Source organism: Gluconacetobacter diazotrophicus PA1 5 (assembly GCF_000021325.1).
Lineage (GTDB): Bacteria > Pseudomonadota > Alphaproteobacteria > Acetobacterales > Acetobacteraceae > Gluconacetobacter > Gluconacetobacter diazotrophicus.
This window is the reverse complement of the sequence record NC_011365.1, coordinates 451,131-468,159: the sequence shown is the minus strand read 5'-3', so window position 1 is coordinate 468,159 and position 17,029 is coordinate 451,131. Positions and strand designations below refer to the sequence as shown.

Annotated in this window: 16 protein-coding genes and 1 CRISPR repeat array; of the genes, 10 read left to right on the top strand and 6 right to left on the bottom strand. The window is 66.5% G+C overall.

Annotation, left to right across the window (positions count from 1 at the left end):
• The first annotated feature begins 67 nt into the window (after positions 1-67).
• Genes casA through cas2e form a run of 7 tightly spaced genes read left to right on the top strand, consistent with a single transcriptional unit; the run spans position 68 to position 6,123 of the window.
• A complete protein-coding gene (gene casA / locus GDIA_RS02160; RefSeq protein ID WP_012553114.1) occupies positions 68-1,708 on the top strand; it encodes a type I-E CRISPR-associated protein Cse1/CasA in 1,641 nt (546 codons plus the stop codon).
• On the top strand, positions 1,705-2,295 hold the full coding sequence (gene casB, locus GDIA_RS02155; RefSeq protein WP_012226056.1) for a type I-E CRISPR-associated protein Cse2/CasB: 591 nt from the start codon (positions 1,705-1,707) through the stop codon (positions 2,293-2,295). Before casA ends, casB begins: the two co-directional genes overlap by 4 nt.
• Positions 2,292-3,350, top strand: a complete 1,059-nt coding sequence (cas7e, locus tag GDIA_RS02150) for a type I-E CRISPR-associated protein Cas7/Cse4/CasC (RefSeq protein ID WP_012226055.1) — start codon at positions 2,292-2,294, stop codon at positions 3,348-3,350. Before casB ends, cas7e begins: the two co-directional genes overlap by 4 nt.
• Positions 3,351-3,358: 8 nt before the next feature.
• Positions 3,359-4,141: a type I-E CRISPR-associated protein Cas5/CasD gene (cas5e, locus tag GDIA_RS02145; protein ID WP_012226054.1), complete on the top strand. Its 783-nt coding sequence runs from the start codon at positions 3,359-3,361 to the stop codon at positions 4,139-4,141.
• On the top strand, positions 4,138-4,824 hold the full coding sequence (gene cas6e, locus GDIA_RS02140) for a type I-E CRISPR-associated protein Cas6/Cse3/CasE (RefSeq protein WP_012226053.1): 687 nt from the start codon (positions 4,138-4,140) through the stop codon (positions 4,822-4,824). The genes cas5e and cas6e overlap by 4 nt, the downstream gene beginning before the upstream one ends.
• 11 nt (positions 4,825-4,835) lie before the next feature.
• On the top strand, positions 4,836-5,795 hold the full coding sequence (gene cas1e / locus GDIA_RS02135; protein ID WP_012553113.1) for a type I-E CRISPR-associated endonuclease Cas1e: 960 nt from the start codon (positions 4,836-4,838) through the stop codon (positions 5,793-5,795).
• Positions 5,776-6,123: a type I-E CRISPR-associated endoribonuclease Cas2e gene (cas2e, locus tag GDIA_RS02130; protein ID WP_012553112.1), complete on the top strand. Its 348-nt coding sequence runs from the start codon at positions 5,776-5,778 to the stop codon at positions 6,121-6,123. Before cas1e ends, cas2e begins: the two co-directional genes overlap by 20 nt.
• 68 nt (positions 6,124-6,191) lie before the next feature.
• A CRISPR array of direct repeats spans positions 6,192-7,927; the repeat unit is 29 nt; unit sequence GTGTTCCCCGCACGTGCGGGGATGAACCG.
• Positions 7,928-8,428: 501 nt separating this feature from the next.
• Here the strand turns inward: cas2e and GDIA_RS02125 are convergent.
• Both GDIA_RS02125 and cysS read right to left on the bottom strand, forming a co-directional pair.
• A complete protein-coding gene (locus GDIA_RS02125; protein WP_012553111.1) occupies positions 8,429-9,205 on the bottom strand; it encodes an RNA methyltransferase in 777 nt (258 codons plus the stop codon).
• Complete coding sequence (gene cysS / locus GDIA_RS02120; protein WP_012553110.1) at positions 9,202-10,563, bottom strand: cysteine--tRNA ligase; 1,362 nt, start codon at positions 10,561-10,563, stop codon at positions 9,202-9,204. The genes GDIA_RS02125 and cysS overlap by 4 nt, the downstream gene beginning before the upstream one ends.
• A gap of 124 nt (positions 10,564-10,687) precedes the next feature.
• On the opposite strand from cysS, the gene GDIA_RS02115 reads away from it, so the two are divergent.
• On the top strand, positions 10,688-12,088 hold the full coding sequence (locus tag GDIA_RS02115) for an MATE family efflux transporter (protein ID WP_012226046.1): 1,401 nt from the start codon (positions 10,688-10,690) through the stop codon (positions 12,086-12,088).
• Here GDIA_RS02115 and GDIA_RS02110 read toward each other — a convergent pair.
• The gene (locus GDIA_RS02110) at positions 12,060-13,643 is read right to left on the bottom strand and encodes a peptide chain release factor 3 (protein WP_012226045.1); all 1,584 of its coding nucleotides are present in this window, start codon (positions 13,641-13,643) and stop codon (positions 12,060-12,062) included. The two genes, GDIA_RS02115 and GDIA_RS02110, sit on opposite strands and share 29 nt — an antisense overlap.
• A 118-nt stretch (positions 13,644-13,761) precedes the next feature.
• Complete coding sequence (gene rpsD, locus GDIA_RS02105) at positions 13,762-14,379, bottom strand: 30S ribosomal protein S4 (protein WP_012226043.1); 618 nt, start codon at positions 14,377-14,379, stop codon at positions 13,762-13,764.
• Between the two features lie 333 nt (positions 14,380-14,712).
• Between rpsD and GDIA_RS02100 the strand changes: the two genes are divergently transcribed.
• The gene (locus GDIA_RS02100) at positions 14,713-15,264 is read left to right on the top strand and encodes an HdeD family acid-resistance protein (RefSeq protein WP_012226041.1); all 552 of its coding nucleotides are present in this window, start codon (positions 14,713-14,715) and stop codon (positions 15,262-15,264) included.
• Positions 15,265-15,330: 66 nt separating this feature from the next.
• On the opposite strand, the gene GDIA_RS02095 is transcribed toward GDIA_RS02100, so the two are convergent.
• A complete protein-coding gene (locus GDIA_RS02095; protein ID WP_012226040.1) occupies positions 15,331-16,077 on the bottom strand; it encodes an NADPH-dependent F420 reductase in 747 nt (248 codons plus the stop codon).
• Between the two features lie 7 nt (positions 16,078-16,084).
• A complete protein-coding gene (locus tag GDIA_RS02090) occupies positions 16,085-16,681 on the bottom strand; it encodes a cupin domain-containing protein (RefSeq protein WP_012226039.1) in 597 nt (198 codons plus the stop codon).
• 208 nt (positions 16,682-16,889) lie between these two features.
• On the opposite strand from GDIA_RS02090, the gene GDIA_RS19395 reads away from it, so the two are divergent.
• Positions 16,890-17,027 (top strand): hypothetical protein, encoded by a 138-nt coding sequence (locus tag GDIA_RS19395; RefSeq protein ID WP_012226037.1) that lies wholly within the window; start codon positions 16,890-16,892, stop codon positions 17,025-17,027.
• The last annotated feature ends 2 nt before the right edge of the window (positions 17,028-17,029 follow it).

Genomic DNA, 17,029 nt, shown 5'->3' with positions numbered 1-17,029 from the left:
CGTCTGGCGCCAGCGACAAAGTAAAAGTTTTGCCTTTATCTGGCTACGCTAAATGAGATCGTTTCCCATGAATCTTCTGACCGCTTCATGGCTGCCCATTCGCCGGAAATCCGGCGCGGCGGAGACCATTCGTCCGGCGCAGATCGTGGACCGCGTGGCCGACGATCCGATCATGGCGCTCGATTGGCCACGGGCGGATTTCCGCATCGCGTCCCTTGAATTCCTGATCGGATTGCTGGCAACGGCGTTTCCGCCCAAAAACGAGGATATCTGGTGCGAAACCTGGGAAGACCCACCTTCCGTGGAGGCGCTGGACGAAGCCTTCGCCCCTGTGGCCGAAGCCTTCTGGCTCGATGGGCCGGGGCCACGCTTCCTGCAGGACCTGGAAAATCTCCAGAGCGGCCAGGAGCCTGTGGAACGTCTGCTGATCGATGCGCCTGGCGATAGCACCGTAAAGAAGAACACGGATCTGTTCGTGCATCGGCAGCGGATCATGGCGCTGGGGCGTCCGGCCGCCTGCATGGCCCTGTTTACCCTCCAGTCCTGGGCGCCGAGCGGCGGTGCGGGAAACATGACCGGCCTGCGGGGCGGCGGCCCCCTGGTCACGCTGGTCCTGCCCCGGGAGGGAGCGAGCCTGTGGGAGATGGTATGGGCGAATACGCCCTTCGGGGTGCCTCCGTCCGAAGCAGACCTGCCCCGTGTGTTCCCGTGGCTCGCGCCGACAATCGGGTCAGGCAAGGATGGAACCAGTGTACGCCCAGGCCATAACGCCCATCCGCTGCAATGCTGGTGGGGAATGCCGCGGCGTATTCGCCTCGATTTCGAAGCGGCGGAGGACGGCATATGCGACCTGACGGGGCAGCCGGATGCCGTTCTGGTACCGGGCTGGCGACAGCGTCCTTATGGCGCAAGCTACGCCGACTGGACAGGGATGCCCTATGGCGCGGGCGCATCCATCCACCCGTTGACGCCCCGTTATCGCCAGAAGAAAGACGCCGAATGGCTGAGCGTCCACCCGCAGCCGGGTGGAATCGGATACCGCCATTGGGCCGGGATTGTCGTGAACAGCAGCGATACGCACCGGCTTCCGGCAAGCACGGTGCTGTCATGGCGTAACGACCGGGCCCGGAACGTTGCCGCCTCGCTCACGCCTCGGCTTCTGGCGGCCGGTTATGACATGGACAATATGAAGGCCCGCAGCTTCGTCGAGAGCGAGATGCCGCTGCCCGGCGTGGTCGATCCGGTGCGTCAGGAGGCGCTTGACGCACTGGCCCGAGCGTATGTCGAGGCCGCCGACCAAGTGGCGGGTATCCTCCGACAGTGTGTCCGGGAGGCCCTGTTTGGCAAGGGGACCATCTCGCCAGATGCAACGCTGTTCTCCGGCCTGCGCGAACGGTTCTGGGCGCAGACGGAGGGAACGTTCTTCGATCTTCTCCATCAGGCGGTGCTGCTGGGTGACGGAGATGACATCGATCTGCGGCGCATCTGGCTGCGCGCCCTTCGGCGGGTGGCCCTGGACCTGTTCGACTCCGCCGTCATGCTGACTCCGGACACGGGAACGACCGAGGCGCAACGATCCGCGCTGGCGCGCCGGCGGCTCGGGGCGGCTGTCGCGGGCGGTGGAAAGGAAGGGCAGGCGCTCATGATGGTTCTGAAAATTCCCGTGCCCGTTACACGGAAAGCGACGTCCAGGATGAAGCAGCCATGACCGGAGATGACCGAAACGCGATTGCCGAAAAGGCGCGGAACTGGTGGCGCGAATTGCAGCCGGACCCCGGCGGACGGCCGGGCGACCGCGGGACGCTGGCACGGCTGCGCCGTTGCGCGAGCATCGTCGATGCGCTGTTCGAGCCGGCGGTACAGACATTGGCGCGGCGATGCGGCGCCCGGCGGGAGGGCGAACTTGCCCGGGTGGCGCTGGTCGCGGCGGTTCTCGCGCATGTGCGATCGGACAATCCCGCCCAGTTCGTGGCGCGCCAGATCGGACCGACGGATATGGCGAAGGTAGCGACGGCACTGTGCAAACCGGTGCGGTTCCGCAGACTGCTGGATGCGAGCGAGTTTGACGAGTGCCTTACGGCATTCCGCCGCCTGGTGACGTTGGCCGGCAGGACCGTGAACGTTGCCGATCTGGCCAGGTCGGTCCTCGCCTGGCCCCGGACAGGGATGTGGGACGACATGGCGGCGGAAAAGATTCGCGTGCGCTGGGTCTACGAATACTGGAATGCGGGCGAGCCGGACAGCGGCGCATCTGCCGAACAATCCATCGAGTCCGAAAAGGAACTTCAGTCGTGAGCCGATTTCTGCAACTGCATCTCCTGACCTTCTATCCGCCGTCTAACGTCAATCGTGACGACACGGGCAATCCCAAGACCGCCAATGTGGGCGGCGTGACGCGCCTGCGGATTTCGTCGCAGGCCCTCAAGCGGGCCTGGCGCACATCGGAAATCTTTTCCTCGGCGCTTGCGGGGCATATGGGGCAGCGCACCCAGCGGCTGGGGAACGAGATCCGGCAGCATCTTCTGGAAAAGGGACTGGACGAAAAAAGATCCCTGGCGATCGCGCGGGACATTGCCGGGATCTATGGCAAGGTGAAGGCGGAAAAGGACGCTAATTCCACCTACACTGAACAGCTTGTCTTCATTTCGCCGGCCGAGCGTGAGGCCGCGTTTGCGATGGCCGACCGGCTGGCCGCCGGCGAGAAGATCGACCTGGCAAAAGAAAAGGACGCCTTGCTGTATCGGACGGACACGGCGGCGGATATCGCCCTGTTCGGCCGGATGCTGGCAAGCGAACCATCCTATAACCGGGAAGCGGCGGTGCAGGTCGCGCACGCCATCACCACGCATCGCGTCACGGTCGAGGACGATTACTATACCGCCATCGACGATCTGAAACGCCCGGAAGAGGATGCCGGGGCCGGCTTCCTGAGCGAGGCCGGGTTCGGGTCGGGGGTGTTTTATCTTTATCTGTGTGTGAATCGTGAACTGCTCCGAAAGAATCTGGGTGACGCCGACGAAAGCGGCGTGATGGAAACGGCTTTGGGCGCGCTGGTGGAAGCGGCGGCGACGGTCGCGCCCTCAGGCAAGCAGAACAGCTTTGCCGCCCTTGCCCGCGCGCAATATGTCCTGGCTGAACGGGGCAATGCCCAGCCGCGAACGCTTGCGGGTGCGTTCGCCAGGCCGGTTGCCGGGACGGACCTTATGGCGGGCTCGATTGCAGCCCTCAGAACGTTCCGCGGCGAACTCGCGCGGGTTTACGGTGCGGGCATCGACGCTGAATGCGAACTGGAAACTGCCCGCAAGGACAGCGCGACGCTTGCCGATATCGCGGCATTCTGCCGGTCCTGAGCGCGGATATGGGACAGTTCCTGACATTCGCCATGGTGGCGCCGATGGCGTCCTTCGGCGCAATCGCGGTGGGCGAACGACGGGATGGCTGGGACCGCCCCGCGCGGTCGGCCGTACTGGGACTGATGGCGGCCTGCCTGGGCCTGACGCGCGATGATGAAGACGCGCAGGCCGCGCTGGCAGCCGATTACGGGCTGGCCATCCTGTGCCATGCACCGGGAAAGCTGCTGACGGATTATCATACGGCCCAGGCCGCCCCCGCGCGGCGCAACTGGCGCCCGGCGACACGGGCCGAGGAACTGGCTGCGTCCCCGGGCGACCTGGCGACCATCCTGTCCCGCCGGGACTATCGCATGGGAACCTGGCATCTCGGCGCCGTCTGGACGAGTGGAAAGACCGCACGCTGGTCGTTGGAGGCGCTACAGGCCGCCATGAGGGAACCTGTCTTCACGCCCTCTCTCGGGCGGCGGTCCTGTCCTGCCGGTTTGCCCCTGGCGCCGTCCGTGACGGATGGTGTCTCGGCCGCCGCCGTGCTTCTGGACCGTCACCGCAATGGGCCCGAGGCCGGATTGCGGATACGCCACGATTCCTTTCGACGGCAGTTTGCCGGCGCATCGCGAAGCGGTGGTTTGCTGCTCGTGCTTGATGCTGTCGATATGGCCGAGCATGGCGGCGGCCATACGCCCCTGCGCCGCGAGATCCGCCGGGATCAGCCCCTGTCCCGCAGGAGATGGCAGTTCGGATTGCGGGAAGAGGCCGTGCTGCTCTGCCGCGAGGAGGGCACGATATGATGCGGGGCTTTCTCTCCCGCATCGCCTTGCGGCGTGATGCACCGGTGCGGGCGTTGGCCCGGCTGTTGGTGCCGGATGGAGAGGGACGGCAGCATGCGGCAGCCCATCATCTGCTCTGGGCTCTCTTTGGTGACGATCCCGACCGGACGCGCGATTTCCTCTGGCGCCAGATGGAAGCTGGACGCTTCATGGTGCTATCGGCCCGCGAACCTGTGGACAGCCACGGCCTTTTTGACGTCGAGACCCGACCGTTCGACCCGCTCCTGAAAGAAGGAGATCGATTGCGGTTCCTGCTGCGGGCAAATGCCACGGTGGATCGAAAGACGCCCGGACGGACTCGCAGTCAGCGGCATGACGTGGTGATGGACGCGCTGCATCGCCGGTCGCAGCGCGAAGGGGCGGAAGCGCGTGACTCCATGATTGCGGATGCCCTTGAAACATGGATGGGGCGGCAGGGTGTCCGTGCCGGATTTGCCCCGGCTTCTCCCCTTGTGATCGAGGGACGTGATGTCCTGCGAATCCCCCGCTCCGGCGGTCGTGGCATCGTATCGTTCGGGGTGGTCAACCTGACGGGGGAGGTGCGTGTTACCGCCCCGGATGCGTTCCTCGATTCGCTCATGCAAGGGTTCGGTCGGGCCAGGGCATTCGGCTGCGGGCTTATGCTGATCCGCAGGGCTGTCTGAAGGGGGCGGATATGTCTCGTCCCATGCCGGGCCTGCCGCCACCGCGACCGATTCCGCTGAAGGAACGTTCTTCTCTCCTCTTTGTCGAAAAAGGGCAGATCGACGTTCTCGACGGTGCCTTCGTGCTGGTCGGCCATAACGGCATTCGCACGCATATCCCGATCGGCGGCCTCGCCTGCCTTATGCTGGAACCGGGTACCCGCGTCAGCCATGCCGCGGCGGCGCTCGCGGCCCGTGCCGGCACGCTGCTGATCTGGGTGGGGGAAGCGGGGGTCAGGCTTTACGCCTCGGGCCAGCCAGGGGGGGCGCGGGCGGACAGGCTTTTGCTTCAGGCCCGACTGGCCCTGGATGATGCCGCCCGCCTGAAGGTCGTTCGCAAGATGTACGCGCTTCGTTTCGGCGAGGATGCGCCGGAACGGCGTTCGGTGGACCAGTTGCGGGGTATCGAGGGATCGCGGGTGCGCGAGACCTATCGCCTGCTGGCCCGCACGCACGGGGCGGAGTGGGACGGGCGGCGATACGATCCGCACGAATGGGATACCGCCAATCTGGTCAATCGCTGTCTATCAGCAGCCACAGCCGCGTTGTACGGGATTACCGAAGCGGCGATTCTGGCTGCGGGTTACGCGCCGGCCATAGGGTTCCTGCATACGGGAAAGCCGCAGAGCTTTGTGTACGACATCGCCGATATCGTGAAGTTCGAGACTGTCGTGCCCGAGGCTTTCCGGGTGGCAGCGGCCGTCCAGCATGAAAGACCTTTGGATGGACAGCGGATTTCGGACCCTGTGGCAGCCGTTCGCCACCGATGCCGCGACCAGTTCCGACGTACGAACATTCTGGGACGGCTTATCCCGCTGATCGAAGAGATCCTTTCGGCAGGCGGTGCCGAGATGCCTCCGGCGCAGGATGAGGCCATGCCCGTGGCGTTCAAGGACGCGAAAGGGCTGGGCGATGCTGGTCATCGTGGTTGAAAACGCACCCCCGCGCTTGCGGGGGCGTCTGGCGGTCTGGCTTCTGGAAGTGCGCGCCGGCGTCTATGTCGGCACGTACGGTCAGCGCGTGCGCGAGATGATCTGGGGACAGGTGTGCGCCTATATCGAGGATGGCAACGCCGTCATGGCATGGGCCGCCCCGAATGACGCCGGATTCGAGTTCGATACCTGTGGACGCAACCGCCGTGTAGCGGTTGACTTCGATGGTCTCCGACTGGTTTCGTTCGGACCGGAAGCCGCCCTTCCGGCACAACCCGGCCCGGCCGCCACCACCCCTCCGCGTCGGCGGGGGCGGGGCGTACTCTAACCCAGGTTAAGATCGGTAGAATCTTTGACAATAAAATAGAGATTTGAGATCAATGTTTTCCACGAAGAGTGTTCCCCGCACGTGCGGGGATGAACCGACGCCCATGTGTGTGTCAGGATATTCCCCACGGTGTTCCCCGCACGTGCGGGGATGAACCGCACAAGCAGGCGCTCCAGGCGCAGGTCTTCGCGTGTTCCCCGCACGTGCGGGGATGAACCGAGCATCGTTTCGATCTGGTGCCATTCCACGTTGTGTTCCCCGCACGTGCGGGGATGAACCGAATTGGGGGATTGCGAAAAACCCCCTTAACTGGTGTTCCCCGCACGTGCGGGGATGAACCGCTGCGCCTGATATTGTGCTTCGTTTGACGCAAGTGTTCCCCGCACGTGCGGGGATGAACCGATCGTTCGCGGCATCACCGCCGAACGGATGGTGTGTTCCCCGCACGTGCGGGGATGAACCGACCGACGACCTTGATTCCCGCCACGCCGCGCTGTGTTCCCCGCACGTGCGGGGATGAACCGGTCAGGAACGTGGACAGCACGCGCGAGAACGTGTGTTCCCCGCACGTGCGGGGATGAACCGTAGTTGTTCGCACCCAATTCAATGGGGGTCGGGTGTTCCCCGCACGTGCGGGGATGAACCGGCCGTAGACAGTCAGGCCATCACTTCGTCGGGGTGTTCCCCGCACGTGCGGGGATGAACCGTAGAGGATCAGCGCGATCGTGATCCAGTTAAGGTGTTCCCCGCACGTGCGGGGATGAACCGGTCCCCGGCTGGGCGGTGCTGCGGGCTACGCCGTGTTCCCCGCACGTGCGGGGATGAACCGGCCATGTCGTCCGCTAAGATGGTCCCGAGCCAGTGTTCCCCGCACGTGCGGGGATGAACCGAAACGTCACATGGGGAGGGTGCCGGGTCAATGGTGTTCCCCGCACGTGCGGGGATGAACCGGTGCGGCGATTGGCCGCCATCACCTCCAGCACGTGTTCCCCGCACGTGCGGGGATGAACCGGTTGCCGAGGGTGTGCGCGATCTGGTCGAGCGGTGTTCCCCGCACGTGCGGGGATGAACCGGATAAAACATGGCCGACATTACCGTATCGAATGTGTTCCCCGCACGTGCGGGGATGAACCGGCGCTGCAATTCCGCGATTTGAGAGCGACGGCGTGTTCCCCGCACGTGCGGGGATGAACCGTCGTTCAGCCGCCACGCGAATATTTTTTGAGGGTGTTCCCCGCACGTGCGGGGATGAACCGGCTTCTAAAACCCTCCTGCTGCTTCAACAGATGTGTTCCCCGCACGTGCGGGGATGAACCGTCCTGCATGATCGGAATCTCATAGACCCGCGTGTGTTCCCCGCACGTGCGGGGATGAACCGGTTCTTGCATGGAGAGTGTCGGCTGAGAAAAGGTGTTCCCCGCACGTGCGGGGATGAACCGGATATTAGGATGAGATGGGAATCCGGTGACTCGTGTTCCCCGCACGTGCGGGGATGAACCGCGGACTGGTTCCGGCGTCGGCGCAGGATCAGGGTGTTCCCCGCACGTGCGGGGATGAACCGGCGTCGAACAACCTCCCCTTCACCGTCGCGGCGTGTTCCCCGCACGTGCGGGGATGAACCGCGGACTGGTTCCGGCGTCGGCGCAGGATCAGGGTGTTCCCCGCACGTGCGGGGATGAACCGGCGTCGAACAACCTCCCCTTCACCGTCGCGGCGTGTTCCCCGCACGTGCGGGGATGAACCGATCTTGAGTTTGGGGTTGCCGAGCAGGGGGACGTGTTCCCGCACGTGCGGGGATGAACCGCAGGGTCTGGTGATCCTGGACGAGGCCGCCTTGTGTTCCTCGCATATGCAGGGATGAATCTGCCGGCCCTGCTGAAATTCGCGGCCGATGTCCTAACTTTGGGCTCAGACGCTCTCCCGGGCCCGCTTTTCGCGCGCCGCCTCGGTTGTCGTCCGACGCATTGCGTCGGCGCCGGACGCCAGGAACACGAAAGAACTGGACGATGTGTGACGCCGTGGGCGGTCGTGATGGAATGGGTGCGCAGGATCAGGTGACACGGCGTGCAGGTGGGGCCAGCCAGAACCCCACAAACGATCCCGCCATGCAGGCGGTCCTATGGTCGGCTGAATATCACCATGTCGCTGCACGCCGCAGGCCAAATATAGGCGAAGCGAGAAGGAGATTCCATGGCAGCCGGCGTCGGCATGGATTGGGACGGGTTGCAGGGCACGCGGATGCGTGTTCCCCGCATCCGCGGGGACGAATCGAGGTGGCAACGGCCCTGTTGCCGAAGGACGCTCTTCATTGCCCGCGCGCCCGGCGCCCCCGGGTCAGTTCCGTCACCACGCCGTGCAGGGTGCGCAGTTCCTGTTCCGTGACTTCGCCCCGGGTGAAGAAATGGCGCAGGTTGCGCACCATGCCCGCGCGCTTCTGCTCGTTGCGCAGGAAGCCGCATTCGTCCAGATCGTCGATCAGGTGGCGCATGAAATTGTCCAGTTCGCCCTTGGTGGCGACATGGGTTTCATTGGTCATCAGCGCGCGGGGCGGGGTGGCGTCTTCGGCCATCCACCATTCGTAGGCCATGATCATGACCGCCTGCGCCAGGTTCAGCGACATGAAGGCCGCGTTCAGCGGATAGCGGATCAGGGCGTCGGCCCGGGCCATGTCCTCGTTGTCCAGGCCGGCGCGCTCGGGGCCGAACAGCAGGCCGGTGCGCAGTCCGCGCCCGCTCATCTGCCGCAGTTCGGCGGCGCCCCCGCGTGCGGTCAGCACCGTCTTGACGATATGGCGCGGGCGCGGGCAGGTCGCGAAGACATGGTGCAGGTCGGCGATCGCGTCATCGACGCTGTCATGCACCGTCGCGGCTTCCAGGATGCGGTCGGCGCCCGAGGCCGAGCGCCAGGCGCGCTCCAGCGGCCAGCCGTCGCGCGGGGCGACCAGGCGCAGGTGGAACAGTCCGCCATTGGCCATGGCCCGCGCCGTGGTGCCGATATTCTCGGCCATCTGCGGGCGCACCAGGATGACGACCGGGCTGTTGCCGATCGGGCCGATATCGGCCCCGCCGTCGCGGCCGGTCATGCGCGCCTCCAGGTGGTGCCGGACGGCCCGTCTTCTAGCACGATGCCGTCCTTCGCCAGACTTTCGCGAATAGCGTCGGCGCGGGCAAAATCGCGGGATTTGCGGGCATCCTGCCGTTCGACGATCAGCCTTTCGATCGTCTCTGGATGGACGTAAGTACCCGCGCGGAACCACGCATCCTCCGTCTGTCCCAGCAGCCCCAGCAACTGCCCCGCCGCGCGCAGGCCCAGCGCCGCGTCGCGGTCGCCCGCCAGGGCCCGGTCAGCCAGGGCATGCATTTCCGCCAGCGCGCGGGGCGTGTTCAGGTCGTCGCACAGGGCGGCCAGCACGGGGGCGGGGACCGGAACCGTGCCGTCGGGCGGCGTGTCGCCGACGGCGCGATAGAACCGGTTCAGCGTCTGCTTCGCGTCCTCCAGCCCGGCCAGGGTGAAGTTCAGCACCGACCGGTACTGCGCGTGCAGCAGCAGCAGGCGCAGCGCCTCGGCCGGACTGACGCTTAGTGCGTCGCGGACGGTCAGGAAATTGCCCAGCGACTTGGACATCTTCTCGCCGTTCACCAGCAGCATCGCGTTATGCACCCAGTGGTTGGCGAAGCGGCCGTGCGGGAAGCAGCACTGGCTTTGCGCCAGTTCGTTTTCGTGGTGCGGGAACAGCAGGTCGCTGCCGCCGCCATGAATGTCGAAGCTCTCGCCCAGATAGCGATGCGACATGGCCGAGCATTCGATATGCCAGCCCGGCCGGCCCCGGCCCCACGGGCTCTCCCAGCCCGGCAGGTCGGGCGCCGACGGCTTCCACAGCACGAAATCGCCCGGATCGCGCTTGTAGGGCGCGACTTCGACCCGTGCGCCGGCCAGCAGGTCCTCGGGGCTGCGCCCCGACAGCGCGCCATAGGCTGGAAAGCGGCTGACGGCGAACAGGACATGACCCTGCGCCTCGTAGGCATGGCCGCTGTCGATCAACTGGCCGATCAGGGTCAGCATCTCGGCGATGTGGTGGGTGGCGCGGGGTTCGATATCCGGGGGCAGGATGCCGACGGCGTCCAGGTCCTCGTGGAAATCCCGGATCGTGCGGGCGGTCAGGCTGTCGATCGTCTCGCCGTTCGCGCGGGCGCGGGTGTTGATCTTGTCGTCCACGTCCGTGATGTTGCGCACATAGGTCACGCGCGGATACAGGTGCCGCAGCAGCCGGACCAGGATATCGGCCGTCACCATCGCCCGCAGGTTGCCGATATGGGCCAGGTCATAGACGGTCGGCCCGCAATAATAGACCCGCACATTCCCCGGATCGAGGGGCGCGAACGGAACCGTCTTGCGGCTTCTGCTGTCGTGCAGGGTCAGTTGCGGCATGGAATCTGGCATGATGGGGCCTAGATGCGACAGCGGCGGGGCGGACGCAACACCCTTGTGCGGCGGCAGGGACGAAAGGGGGGCATGGTCCCGCCGCGTCTGGTCTTTGCGGGGGCGATCTGCTTTGGATGCGGGCATGCCCGATCCAGCCTGTCCCGATTCATCCTCTCCCCCGGGGGAACTTCGCCTGTTGCTGCGCATCGCGGCCCCGATCGCCCTGGCGCAGATCGCGCAGATGGCCATGGGCGTCACCGACAGCGTGCTGCTGGGCGGGCTGGGGGCCGACGCGCTGGCCATCGGCGGCCTGTCGACCATGCTGTTCTTCACGCTGCTGGTGATGCTGCAGGCCAATCTGGGGGCGGGCGGGGTGCTGATCGCCCAGGCGCGTGGCAGCGGGGATGAGGGGCGCATCGCCTCGATCCACGCCATGCTGCTGGTCGTGGCGCTGCTGCTGTGCGTACCCTTCCTGGCGCTGCTGACGCAGGCCGGCCCCCTGTTGCGGCTGATGCATCAGCCCGCGACGCTGGTCGGCCCGGTCACGTCCTTCCTGCATATCCTGATGTGGGGCGTGCCGCCGGCGCTGATCGGCACGGGGGTGGTGGAAGTGGTGCTGCCGGCGCTGGACGCGCAGGGTGTCCTGCTGCGGGTGATGCCGGTCGTGGCGGTGGTGAACGGCGTGCTGAACGCGGGGCTGATTCACGGATGGTTCGGCCTGCCGGCAATGGGGCTGCGCGGTTCGGCCCTGGCCACCACCCTGACCATGTGGGGCGCGGCGCTGGTCCTGCTGGCGATGGTGCATTCCCGGCCGCATCTGCGCCTGCTGCTGTGGCCGCCGCGACCGCGGGCCGCCGACATGGCGGTACTGCTGCGCCTGGGGGTGCCGATGATGATGGCGACGGGGGCCGAGATCATGCTGTTCCAGGTCACGGCGCTGCAGGCGGCGACCCTGGGCCCCCATGCCCTGGCGGCGCACCAGATCGTACTGAACCTGACCGCGACCACCTACATGGCGATCATGGCGCTGGGACAGGCCGCGAACGTGCGGGTGGCCTACTGGACCGGGGCGGCGCGGCCGGCGCGGGCACGCCACGCGGCATGGGTGGCGGTCGGGACCGCGATCGCCGGCATGGTGGCCAGCGGCTGCCTGATCTACCTGTTCCGCGCGCGGCTGGTGGCCTTCTATCTGGACCCGTCGGTGCCGGCCAATGCGGAGAGCACGCATATCGCCATGGCGGCGCTGCTGCTGGCGGCCGTGTTCCAGGTGGCGGACGGCACGCAGGCGGTGCTGGTGGGTGCGCTGCGGGGACGCGGCGATGCGATCGTGCCGATGGTCCTGGCCGTGCTGGGCTATTGGGGGATCGGCTTTCCGCTGGGCACGTGGCTGGCGTTCCGATGCGGCCTGGGCGTCGTCGGCCTGTGGGGCGGCGTGGCGTGCGCGCTGGTGGCGGTGGCGCTGATGCTGGGGGTGCGGGCCGCGCGGACGCTGGGCGATCGCGGGCCCGCGGCGGTCAGCGTGTCTCGATGCCGATCTGCTTGATGTCGTGGAATGACAGGTCGAGGTTCATCTCGGCCGTGCGACGCATCATGAAGGCCGATCCGGCCAGGAAGACCGGATCGCCGTCCAGGTCGTCCGCCATGGCCGAGCGGTTGGCCATCGCGAACGTCTCCAGCTTCGCGCGGTCGCCCGTCACCCAGCGGGCCAGGTTGTAGGGGGTGGATTCGAAGCCGATCGCCACCCCGTATTCCCCGGACAGCCGCGCCTGCAGCACGTCGAGCTGCAGCGTGCCGACGACGCCGACGATGGGCGGCGCGCCGTCCTGCGGGCGGAAGAGCTGAACCACCCCTTCCTCGGCCAGTTCCGTCAGGGCCTGGCGCAGCTTCTTGGCCTTCATCGCGTCGTCCAGCCGGACGCGGCGCAGGATTTCCGGGGCGAAGTGCGGCACGCCGGTAAAGCGCAGGTCCTCGCCCTCGGTCAGCGTGTCGCCGATGCGCAGGGTGCCGTGGTTGGGAATGCCCACCACGTCGCCGGCGAAGGCTTCCTCGGCCAGCTGCCGGTCGCGGGCGAAGAAGAATTGCGGCGTATGCAGCGCGAACTGCTTGCCGATGCGCACATGCTTCAGCCGCATCCCGCGTTCCAGCCGGCCCGAGCAGATCCGCGCGAAGGCCATGCGGTCGCGATGGTTCGGGTCCATGTTGGCCTGGATCTTGAAGACCAGCGCGGTCAGTCCGGTCTCGTCCGCGCGCACCGTCCGGCTTTCGGTCGCCTGATCGCGCGGCGGCGGGCCGAACGCCACCAGCGCGTCCAGCAGGTCGGTCACGCCGATCTCCTTCATCGCGCTGCCGAAGAAGACCGGGGTCAGGTGCCCGGCATTGAAGCTGTCGCGGTCGAAGACCGGCAGGGCGGCCTCGGCCAGTTCCAGGTCCTCGGCCAGTTGCACCATGCGCGGGTCGGACTGCTCCAGCGGCGTGGACACATGCAGGCTGCGCGCGCGCAGGTCATACGTGCCGACGAACTGCGCCGCACGGCCGACCGGCCACGTCGCCGGCGCGGTATCCAGCGCCAGCGCGGACGAGATTTCGTCCAGCAGCGTGAACGGGTCCTGCGCCTCGCGGTCCATCTTGTTGATGAAGGTGACGATCGGAATGTCGCGCAGGCGGCAGATCTCGAACAGCTTGCGGGTCCGGTCCTCGATCCCTTTGGCGGCGTCGATCACCATCACCGCCGCATCGACGGCCGTCAGCGTGCGATAGGTATCTTCCGAAAAATCCTCGTGGCCCGGCGTGTCCAGCAGGTTGAAGATGCAGCCGCCATATTCGAACGTCATGACCGAGGTCACGACCGAAATGCCGCGATCGCGCTCGATCCCCATCCAGTCCGACCGGGTGCGGCGGCGTTCGCCCTTGGCCCGGACATTGCCCGCCATCTGGATCGCGCCGCCCGCGCGCAGGATGCGCTCGGTCAGCGTGGTCTTGCCCGCGTCTGGGTGCGAGATGATGGCGAAGGTGCGCCGCCGGGCGATTTCCCGGGCGATGGTGGCGGCTAGGCCGGATGTGGGGGCGGTTGCGGGCTCGGCGTTCACGGGCGCATCCATTCGTGCTGCGATGTCGGCCGGGCCGCGATGCGGTCCGGCGGGGTCCCAAAACACGGACGCCGGGCGAGGGGGATGTCCCCCGCGCCCGGCGCCGCGATCGTTCGTCCGAAAGGCCGGATCAGCGCGAGTAGAACTCGATGACCAGGTTCGGTTCCATCTGCACCGGATACGGCACGTCCGACAGCTTCGGCGCACGCAGGAAGCGGCCCTTCATCTGGCGGTGATCGACTTCCATGTATTCCGGCACGTCACGCTCGCCGCTCTGCGCCGCGTCCAGGACGATGGCCAGGTGCTTGGACTTCTCGCGGACCTCGATCACGTCCTCGTCGCGCACGATGTAGGACGGGATGTTGACCTTGCGGCCGTTGACCGTGATGTGGCCGTGGCTGACGAACTGGCGGGCGGCGAACGGCGTCATCGCGAACTTCAGGCGATAGACCACCGCGTCCAGCCGGCGCTCCAGCAGGTCGATCAGATTTTCCGAGGTGTCGCCCTTGCGGCGCACGGCCTCGTCATAATACTTGCGGAACTGCTTTTCGCTGATGTTGCCGTAATAGCCCTTCAGCTTCTGCTTCGCCATCAGCTGGACCGAGAAGTCCGACGGCTTCTGCTTGCGGCGCTGGCCATGCTGGCCGGGGCCATATTCCCGCTTGTTGACCGGGGACTTCGCACGGCCCCACAGGTTCACGCCCAGGCGGCGATTGATCTTGTACTTGCTCTCAAGGCGCTTGCTCATCGCGCGCGATCTTTCATACTCGACGGGCGGCCGTCCGGCCCGAAGGCAGTCCGCCACCCTGTATTGCACCGGTAGGCCCTGTTCCGCATGAACAGGGCGGGCGCGTTCCGCATTACCGGCGCCGGGGAGCAATCACCCGATCTGGCACCGGCCGGTCCGTCCACGTTCCCGGCAGTGGGGCTGGCCTATAGGCGTAACAGTACGGCGCTGTCAACCACGGCCGGCAGGCCCGGCGGCGCCGTCCCGCATGGCGGTCCGGTGCGAAAAGCCCGTGTGCCCCGGCCCAAGCCCGTATAGTCTGGACAAATCCTATCACGGAATCAAGGAGAGCCCATGGCCACGCCGTTTACACAGCGCTGGGGATTATTCGTCCTGCTGGGGGTCGTATCCATCGCGCTGGGCATCGTCGCATGGATCGACGCGATTTCCGTCACGCTGGCCAGCACCATGATCATCGGCCTGGTGCTGGTCATCGCCGGGGCGGTGCAGATGTTCCACGCCTTCTCGGTCCGCGACTGGGGCGGCTTCCTGCTCTCCCTGCTGGGCGGGGTGCTCTATATCGTCGGCGGCTTCATCCTGATGCAGGAGCCTGTCACCGGCTCCATCGTCCTGACCCTCGTGATCGCGGCCTGCCTGATCATCTCGGGGACGACGCGCATGCTGATCGCGGCGCGGCATCGTGAACTGAACGGCTGGTGGATCATCCTGGGCGGCGGGCTGATCAGCCTTCTGGTCGGGGCCTGCCTGTACCTGACGCTGCCCTGGTCCGGGCTGTGGCTGATCGGAACCTTCATCGCCGTGGAACTGATCGCGGCGGGGGTGGGCTGGATCCAGTTCGGCCTGGCGCTGCGGCAGGCGAACCTGCTGTCCGGCTCCGGGGTCTGAACTGCCCCGGTGCGTGGAAAAGGGGGCCTCGTGCCCCCTTTTTTCATGTCCGCCGCCTTGGCCGGTTTACCGGCCCGCTCCATGCTGGTCCTGTTCCAGGCGGCCCCGCAGTTCCGGCGCGGTCAGGTCGGCCTCGAATTCCGGGCCGCCGGGCTGGAACAGGCGCGCGACCGACAGCGGGCCGGCGCGCACCGGGTCGAATCCGGCATCGACGATCAGGCCCCGCACCACGTCCATCGCGGCGGCATCATCCCCGGCATAGGGAATGCCCAGCAGGGGCGGCAGCCGGTGGGCCTCGACACTGATCGTGCTCATATCCTCGGAATTGAAGGCGCGGATGACATGCGCGCCGGGAAAGAAGGACTGCGTGGTCGGACCCGCGCCCTGCTGCCTTGCCAGGCGGGCCACATCCCCGTCGCGCCAGGAATAGGGATTGCAGGCGTCGATCACCACCTTGCCTGCCAGGACGCCATGCAGCGACGCGCCCAGTGCCGGCAGGGCACCGTAGGGGACGGCCAGCAGCACGGCTTCGCCGAACCGGGCCGCCTGTTCCGGTGTGCCGGCCCGCGCCAGCGCCCCCAGTCCCGCCGCAACCGACTGGGCCGAGGAGAGGTCACGAGCGGAAAACATTACCGGATGCCCGGCGCGCAGCCACAACCCCCCGAGCGTGCTGCCCACATGGCCGGAACCGATGATCCCGATCGGCAGGGATGTTGCCGCGCGCGACAGGCGCGGAAGAAGCAGGGCGGACAATCCGGCCAGAAGGGCGCGGCGGCGCAGGACATGCGGCGGCAAGGAAGTCGGTTCGGTCATATCTCGATCACGTCTGGTGCCAAAGGGCGGGAAGGGAACCACCTGCGCCGCTCACGGGGTCGCTCGCCGGGAACGGGACATGGGCCATCCGTGCCAGTTCGTCCGGCGACAGCCCGCTGCGCCGCAGGTCGTAATGCTGGTCCGGCGGATAGGCGCCGACCACCAGGAAATCATCGTCCGACCCCAGGTTGCGATGGCCGGTGCCCGCCGGCAGCACGACGACGTCACCGGCCCGGACATCGACGATGCGTCCGCCCGGTCCCCCCAGCATCAGCCGGGCCGAGCCCGAGGCGACACCCAGCACCTCATGCGCCGTGGAGTGGAAATGATGGAAATCATAGACCCCCCAGCGCCATTGCGGCGGCCAGCCATTGGCGGTGAACAGGCGCTCGAACCCCGATGCCGGGTCGTCGGCCGGCAGGGCGGCGGCGTTGCGGTAATACAGCACAGGCAGATGGTCGTTGTTGGGAACCCAGCCGTTGCGCGCCAGCATGAAGGATTCGACATCGTGGCCGGCATGGCTGGCGGCCCGGACTTCCTGCCCTGCCAGAGACAGGCCCAACCCGGCGAGGAAGGTCTGGAAGGCACGTCGGGATACGGTCATGTCCAGTCTCCTGCAACGGCATGTAAAAGGGCAGACAGTATGTCCGGTCCGACAAAACAACGAACAGTGAAAAGCATTTCACGAAATAGTTCTCCCTGCCGGAGCCGGTGTGGGGACACGATCGCGTCACGCGCGTCCTATAAGGGGTTCCCGCGCCCATATCATAGGGGGTATGCAGGAACGGCAGGCCAACCATGCAGGAGTCCCCATGCCGGATATCGAGGACCATTCCGCACCCGCGCCGCTTCGCGACGTCGTCCAGTTGATGGGCGCGGTCACATTCGTCCTGGCGATGCTGGCGGTTGGCTGGCATGCCGCCCATGTCTCCGGCGTCTGGCCCGGCTAAAA

Coding starts and splice junctions, on each gene's coding strand:
- casA (WP_012553114.1), top strand. CDS start 68: ATGAATCTTCTGACCGCTTCATGGCTGCCCATTCGCCGGAAATCCGGC.
- casB (WP_012226056.1), top strand. CDS start 1,705: ATGACCGGAGATGACCGAAACGCGATTGCCGAAAAGGCGCGGAACTGG.
- cas5e (WP_012226054.1), top strand. CDS start 3,359: ATGGGACAGTTCCTGACATTCGCCATGGTGGCGCCGATGGCGTCCTTC.
- cas6e (WP_012226053.1), top strand. CDS start 4,138: ATGATGCGGGGCTTTCTCTCCCGCATCGCCTTGCGGCGTGATGCACCG.
- cas1e (WP_012553113.1), top strand. CDS start 4,836: ATGTCTCGTCCCATGCCGGGCCTGCCGCCACCGCGACCGATTCCGCTG.
- cas2e (WP_012553112.1), top strand. CDS start 5,776: ATGCTGGTCATCGTGGTTGAAAACGCACCCCCGCGCTTGCGGGGGCGT.
- GDIA_RS02125 (WP_012553111.1), bottom strand. CDS start 9,205: ATGACCGGCCGCGACGGCGGGGCCGATATCGGCCCGATCGGCAACAGC.
- cysS (WP_012553110.1), bottom strand. CDS start 10,563: ATGCCAGATTCCATGCCGCAACTGACCCTGCACGACAGCAGAAGCCGC.
- GDIA_RS02115 (WP_012226046.1), top strand. CDS start 10,688: ATGCCCGATCCAGCCTGTCCCGATTCATCCTCTCCCCCGGGGGAACTT.
- GDIA_RS02110 (WP_012226045.1), bottom strand. CDS start 13,643: ATGGATGCGCCCGTGAACGCCGAGCCCGCAACCGCCCCCACATCCGGC.
- rpsD (WP_012226043.1), bottom strand. CDS start 14,379: ATGAGCAAGCGCCTTGAGAGCAAGTACAAGATCAATCGCCGCCTGGGC.
- GDIA_RS02100 (WP_012226041.1), top strand. CDS start 14,713: ATGGCCACGCCGTTTACACAGCGCTGGGGATTATTCGTCCTGCTGGGG.
- GDIA_RS02095 (WP_012226040.1), bottom strand. CDS start 16,077: ATGACCGAACCGACTTCCTTGCCGCCGCATGTCCTGCGCCGCCGCGCC.
- GDIA_RS02090 (WP_012226039.1), bottom strand. CDS start 16,681: ATGACCGTATCCCGACGTGCCTTCCAGACCTTCCTCGCCGGGTTGGGC.
- GDIA_RS19395 (WP_012226037.1), top strand. CDS start 16,890: ATGCCGGATATCGAGGACCATTCCGCACCCGCGCCGCTTCGCGACGTC.